At 43.3% G+C, this 6792-nt stretch carries 3 protein-coding genes and 3 tRNA genes; 1 reads left to right on the top strand and 5 read right to left on the bottom strand.

All coding sequences use genetic code 11. The features are described 5' to 3' along the window. Positions 1-69 precede the first annotated feature (69 nt). The 5 genes from E7T07_RS03735 to E7T07_RS03715 form a co-directional block, all read right to left on the bottom strand. Positions 70-146, bottom strand: a tRNA-Pro gene (locus E7T07_RS03735). Between the two features lie 5 nt (positions 147-151). Further along, positions 152-227, bottom strand: a tRNA-His gene (locus E7T07_RS03730). Positions 228-254: 27 nt separating this feature from the next. Further along, positions 255-331, bottom strand: a tRNA-Arg gene (locus E7T07_RS03725). Between the two features lie 152 nt (positions 332-483). After that, complete coding sequence (locus tag E7T07_RS03720) at positions 484-2427, bottom strand: ABC transporter ATP-binding protein (RefSeq protein WP_135709572.1); 1944 nt, start codon at positions 2425-2427, stop codon at positions 484-486. Between the two features lie 99 nt (positions 2428-2526). Beyond that, positions 2527-5226, bottom strand: a complete 2700-nt coding sequence (locus E7T07_RS03715; RefSeq protein WP_135709571.1) for a copper-translocating P-type ATPase — start codon at positions 5224-5226, stop codon at positions 2527-2529. Positions 5227-5373: 147 nt separating this feature from the next. Between E7T07_RS03715 and E7T07_RS03710 the strand changes: the two genes are divergently transcribed. Further along, positions 5374-6738: a sodium-dependent transporter gene (locus E7T07_RS03710; RefSeq protein ID WP_135709570.1), complete on the top strand. Its 1365-nt coding sequence runs from the start codon at positions 5374-5376 to the stop codon at positions 6736-6738. The last annotated feature ends 54 nt before the right edge of the window (positions 6739-6792 follow it).

Below are 6792 nucleotides of genomic sequence, written 5' to 3'. Positions count from 1 at the left end.
TTCAAAACGAATTCTTACAAGTGCCCACACAGATTGTCTGATAAATTGTTAAAGAGCAAAAAAATAAAGTGGTCGGCGAGATAGGATTTGAACCTACGACCCACTGGTCCCAAACCAGTTGCGCTACCAAGCTGCGCTACTCGCCGATAGATGGGGTGGCTAATGGGACTCGAACCCACGACAACTGGAATCACAATCCAGGGCTCTACCAACTGAGCTATAGCCACCGTTGTAAGTTGTTATTGCATTGACTCTGGCGCGCTCGACAAGATTCGAACTTGCGACCTTTGGCTCCGGAGGCCAACGCTCTATCCAACTGAGCTACGAACGCGTTACATTTCATTAGTGCGTCGCAACGGGGGCGTATATTAATGATTTCCAACATCCTTGTCTAGCACTTTTTTACATTTTTTTTTACAAAATAGATCGCTCGCCTTAAATTTGTTCAATTTGGTGAAAAATTCATATTTTTCTGACTATTTTTTAGTTTCCAGATTGATTTTTCTTGGCTTCTAATTCTTCCCAGCGCAAAAATGCCGATTCCAATTCTTGTTCTTTTTCTGCCAATTCTTGTAATTTAGCCGAAGTATATTCATGAGATTGTTCAAAAAATGCCGGATTACTTACTTCATCTTGAAGTGCGGTCAAATTTTCTTCCAATTTTTCTAATAACTGCGGCAACTGCTCTAATTCTCGCTCTTCTTTATAAGAAAGCTTTACCACACGTTGACGATTAGATTGACGCGTAGGTTGAGAAACGACTTTCTCTTTACTCTCATTTTCAACTATTCTTTTCTGTTTGACATCATCAACCGCTTTTGTTGCCAACACATTGGCTTGCTGTTGTTTCGCATCAAAGAAACCGCCCACATATTTATTCAGTACGCCATTTCCTTCAAACATATAACATTCAGTTGCAACATTATCAATAAATTGACGATCGTGACTCACGATCAATAACGTCCCCTGGTAATCGGCTAAAATTTCCTCTAACAACTCCAAGGTTTCCACATCCAAATCATTAGTCGGTTCATCTAAAATTAACAAATTATTCGGCTTTAACAACAATTTCGCCAACAACAACCGATTACGCTCACCACCCGAAAGTGCTTTAACAGGGGTCATCGCGCGTTTAGGCGGAAATAAAAAGTCTTGCAAATAGCCCAATACATGGCGTTTTACCCCATTGACTTCAATATCTTGTTTTCCGTCCGCCACATTATCCATCACTGTTTTTTCAGGATCGAGATCGACACGATATTGATCAAAATAAGCAATATCTAATTTGGTTCCGCAACGAATAGAGCCTCCCGTTGGTTTTAACTGCTCAAGCAACAACTTAATAAATGTGGTTTTCCCACAGCCATTCGGTCCAACCAAAGCAATTTTGTCCCCGCGCAAAATTGTTGTACTAAAGTTCGACAACAATTTTTTGCCTTCAATTTCATAGCTGGCATTTTCTACTTCAAACACAATCTTACCCGAACGGCTTGAAGTATCTAATTGCAATTTAGCCGTTCCCAACACTTCTCTACGCTGACGGCGTTCTTCGCGCAAGGCTTTTAATGCACGAACCCGCCCTTCATTACGTGTTCGTCTTGCTTTAATCCCTTGACGGATCCACACTTCCTCTTGGGCTAATTTTTTATCAAACAATTCATTTTGTAAGGCTTCAACCCGTAAGTTTTCCTCTTTTGTGGTCAAATAGGTGTCATAATCTCCCGAGTAAGACACCAACTGCCCACGATCTAAATCCACAATTCGCGTTGCCATCTTGCGGATGAAAGAACGGTCGTGCGAAATAAAGACAATACTTCCGTCAAAGCCCAACAAAAATTCTTCCAACCACTCAATAGCTTCTACATCCAAATGGTTTGTCGGTTCATCCAATAACAACACATCCGGATCGCAAACCAACGCTCGTGCTAATGCGGCTTTACGCAACCAGCCGCCTGAAAGATCTGAAAGCAAGGTGTTCGGGTTTAAGGCTAATTTACCTAACACTTCCTTAATTTTATTTTCAAACTGCCAGCCATTTTCATGCTCCAGCTTGGCTTGCACTTGCGATAATTGGTTCAACAAATTTTCGCTGTAATCCGTTTCAAGTGCGGTGGAAATATGATGATATTCTTTGAGCAAATCGGATAAATGCCCAATGCCTTCCGCCACATAATCAAATACATTGCCTTCCGCATGACGTGGCGGATCCTGTTCCAAACGAGAAACCACCAAATCGCGCTCAAACTGTAATTTCCCGTCATCCATAATCACATCCCCGGCCAAAATTTTCAGCAAGGTAGATTTTCCCGCGCCATTGCGCCCGACCAAACAAACGCGTTCGTTCGCTTCAATATGTAAATCAGCGTGATCTAATAAAGGGGCATCACTAAAAGAAAGATATCCGTTGGTTAAACTAATTAGTGCCATAATTCTCAAATTCTGTTAGAAAAATTGTGTGCGATCTTATAACAAAAGTGCGGTCGAAAAAACGAGAATTTTTCTGACCGCACTTTATTTTTTCAGCACTTATTGCTTTGGTATAAATTTCAACAATCGATTTGCATTACTTGCTACGGTAATGGAAGAAAACGCCATCGCCGCACCACCGATCATTGGATTAAGCAACCAACCGAACAAGGGATAAAATAAGCCCGCTGCCAGTGGAATACCTAAGCTATTATAAACAAAGGCAAAAAAGAGATTTTGTTTCATATTGCGCAATGTGCCTTTTGATAAACTCAGTGCGTCCGCCACCGCCTGCATACTATGACGCATTAAGGTTAACTCCGCCGTTTCAATGGCAATATCGCTCCCTGATCCCATCGCAATACTCACATCAGCTTGCGCTAAAGCAGGGGCATCATTAATACCATCCCCCACCATCACAACTTTGCGCCCTTGAGCTTGAAGCTGTTGAATCGCCTGCGCTTTACCCGCCGGCAATACGCCTGCAATGACTTGGTGAATACCCAATTCCGCGGCGATGGCTTGTGCGGTTTTTTCTTGATCTCCCGTTAACATCACCAACTGATAGCCTTGAGATGCCAAACGTTGCAACGCTTGTGCGCTGTCTTCTCGCAAAGGATCCCGAATGGCAAAAATAGCTGCCAGCTGATTTTCCACACTTAAAAACACCACTGTCGCCCCTTTCTCGCTTTCTTGTTGAAACAATGGCTCCGCGGCATCGAGAGAAACGGCAAATTGCGTCATTAAAGTGCGGTTACCTAAAGCAATATTTTTTCCTTGAATAACGCCGGTTATGCCTAATCCTTTCAAAGTACGAAACTCGCTAACCTTTTCAGCAACGCCGTCATTTAACGCCAAAATCGCCTTTGCCAAAGGGTGATTAGCCCCCTGTTCTAAACCAGCCGCCAAATGTACCGCACTTTCTTGCGTCATGTCGCCAAAGGTATAAAGTGCGGTGACTTTAGGCTCACCTTTCGTCAACGTGCCCGTTTTATCAAAAACAAGGGTATCTGCACCGGCTGCTTTTTGTAAGGCGTCCGCATCACGCACCAAAATACCCAACTCCGCGGCACGCCCAACGCCCGCAATAATCGACATGGGTGTCGCCAGCCCTAAGGCACAAGGACAAGCAATGATCAACACTGTTGTTAACACCATAAATGCGTAAGAAATATTTTGCGTTACGCCATACCAAATCAATGCCGCAAGCAACGCGATTACCACCACAATCGGCACAAAAATAGCGGCGATTTTATCCGCCAATTGTCCTAATTGCGGCTTGCTGCTTTGCGCTTGACGAACCAACTTAATAATATTCGCCAACAGCGTTTGATTACCGATTTGCTCCGCTTGAAATAACGCCGCACCATCTGTCACCACTGTCCCTGCACTGACTTTATCCCCCGGATTTTTTTGCACAGGCAAAGATTCGCCTGTCAACATGCTTTCATCAATCCAAAGCGCCCCTTCCGTCACAATGCCATCAACCGAAACGCGATCGCCTGTTTGCAGACGTAACGTCATCCCTTGTTGCACTTGACTTAAAGGAATCTCATGCGTCCCCTGCTCATCCACCACTTTCGCGGTTTTCGGCGTTAAATCCAACAAACGCTCTAAGGCTTTAGACGAACGCTGTTTTGCCTTCGCTTCTAACATTTTCCCTACGTTGATCAAGCCAATAATCATCGCGCTACTCTCAAAATAAAGATGTCGCCCGCTTTCGGGGAAAATCTCAGGGGCTAATGTCACCGCCATGGAAAACAACCAAGCGGCTCCCGTTCCTAGTGCCACTAAGGTATCCATAGTCGCTGTTTTGTTTAACAAATTTTTAAAGGCGCGTTGATAAAAATGTCCCCCGGTAAAGATCATCACCGCAAGAGTTACCAAACCGACTGCCAGCCAATTTAAGCGATTATCTGCGGTGACCTGCGTCTGACCGCCTGCCAAGCCCCAAAACAACAAACCAAACCCAACCACTAACGCCACAATAGATTGCCATTGACGGCGTTGAATTTCCTGCTTGGCTTGTGCTTGTTGTTTTTCTCGGCTTGTTTTTTCATCTTCAATGATTTCAGCCCCGTAACCGGCTTGAATAACTTGTTGTACCAAGCGTTGAGCGTCAACATCCCCTGTCACAAAAGCCGTTTGCTCCGCTAAATTCACGCTAACACTTTCCACGCCTTCAACACCCTGTAACGCACGCTCAACTTTCAATACACAAGCGGCACAGGTCAACCCATCCAACAGTAACGAAATACTCTTATCACTCTTGGCTGAAGCGGGTTTTATCTCTTGTTCTAACACTACCGACCCAGACGAAGGCAACGCCGCTAATGGTGTCGGTAGTTCAGACTTTGGGCTTTCATTCACCAAATGCGCCTCAAAGCCTGCGGCAATAATGGCAGCGATCGCCGCTTGTGGATCCGCTGAACCATAAATTTTGGCGGAAGTTTTGCTGACTTCAAAAACATCTATATTTTCCACCGCACTTAAGGCTTTTTCTGTGGATTTAATACAATGCCCGCAATTTAATCCCGATAACGCCAGCTCAAAATCAGGCTGAGCCAATTCTGCGCCGTAGCCTGCGGCAACAATAGCATCAATTAAATGTTGCGCACTCACGTCCCCCATCACTTTCGCAAAATGCAAGGTCACTTGCACCTGTTCAACACCATCAAGTTGCTCTAACACAGCTGTCACGGATTTCACGCAATGCCCACAAGATAAGTCTTTTAAAGCTAAAATAGTCACTGTCATCATCTTTCTCCTGTTGATTTATAACGGTTGCTATCATAAACCTTCCCCCAAGGACAAGGTCAAGCAATGCGTGAATTTGGCTTTTTACTAAAGTAAGAGTAAAATACGGCTCTTTTTTACATTTACAATAAAACATAACGGACTATAACCATGACACAAAAACAAGAACGCCAAACTTGGTCCAGCAAATTGACTTATATTATGACGGTAGCCGGGGCAACTGTCGGCTTTGGCGCAACTTGGCGCTTTCCTTATCTCGTAGGCGAAAACGGCGGTGGCGCGTACGTATTGCTATTCTGTCTCGCCATGTTTGTCATCGGAATTCCCATGATCTTAGTGGAAAATGTGATCGGTCGCCGTTTACGCGTCAACTCTATCGATGCGTTTGGCGATAAATTACAAGATAAAGGCATTTCAAAATGGTGGAAAATTCTCGGTTATATGGGATTAGCCGGCTCTTTTATTATCATGGGTTATTACATGGTATTAGGTGGTTGGGTAATGAACTACATTGTAAGCCTAATTAGTGGCAGCCTAGATATTTCAACGCCAATTACAAAAGACACCGCAAAAACATTCTACGATCTCAGCATTGGCAATAGCCCAGTACAAATCGCCATTTACACCTTTATTTTTGTAGCCGCAAACTACATTATCCTTGCTAAAGGTATTATTGGCGGTATTGAACGCTCGGTAAAATATTTGATGCCACTCTTATTTATCTTCTTAATTGGCATGGTAATTCGCAATATCACCTTACCGGGGGCAATAGAAGGCATTACTTATTATCTCAAACCTGATTTCAGCAAAATTTCAGCGGAACTTTTCATCAAAGTATTAGGACAAGTTTTCTTCGCCTTAAGCCTTGGTTTTGGCGTATTAATCACCTTATCAAGCTATCTCAGCAAAGAAGAAAATCTGATCCAAACCGCTGTGATTACAGGGTTCACCAACACCATTATTGCTGTACTGGCCGGCTTTATGATTTTTCCGTCATTATTCAGCTTCGGTATCGCACCAAACTCAGGCCCGACTTTAGTATTCCAAAGTTTGCCTATCGTATTTTCCCATTTACCTTTCGGTACATTCTTTGCCGTTGTGTTCTTTGGATTACTCCTTATCGCCGCACTCACAACATCTATCACTATTTATGAAGTGATTATCACCGCGCTACAAGAAAAATTACGTATGCGCCGCGGTAAAGCGATTCTGCTCACCCTTGGTAGCATTTTTGTGTTAGGTAATATTCCGGCGGTATTGAGTGATAATGTATTGAAAGATATTCGCCCATTTGGCATGAGTATTTTCGATTTCTTCGACTATCTCAGCGGCAATATTCTCTTTTTATTAACCGCACTTGGCTGTGCTATTTTTGTGGGATTTGTGTTAAAAGACAAAGCCAAACAAGAACTGTCAGATACGCCAAATTCTACGTTCACCACAATTTGGTTTAACTACGTCAAATACGTTGTGCCACTCATCATTATTGTGATTTTTGTGAGCAATCTCATGTAAGCAAAAGCCCGAGTTTTTATGCTCGGGCTTTTAATTCGATAAAATGCTTCAAAA

The organism is Actinobacillus porcinus (genome assembly GCF_901764995.1).
In the GTDB taxonomy this organism is placed as follows: Bacteria; Pseudomonadota; Gammaproteobacteria; order Enterobacterales; family Pasteurellaceae; genus Exercitatus; species Exercitatus porcinus.
Note: the sequence above shows the minus strand (reverse complement) of the source record. Positions and strands in the feature narration are given on the sequence as shown.

Coding starts and splice junctions, on each gene's coding strand:
- E7T07_RS03720 (WP_135709572.1), bottom strand. CDS start 2,427: ATGGCACTAATTAGTTTAACCAACGGATATCTTTCTTTTAGTGATGCC.
- E7T07_RS03715 (WP_135709571.1), bottom strand. CDS start 5,226: ATGATGACAGTGACTATTTTAGCTTTAAAAGACTTATCTTGTGGGCAT.
- E7T07_RS03710 (WP_135709570.1), top strand. CDS start 5,374: ATGACACAAAAACAAGAACGCCAAACTTGGTCCAGCAAATTGACTTAT.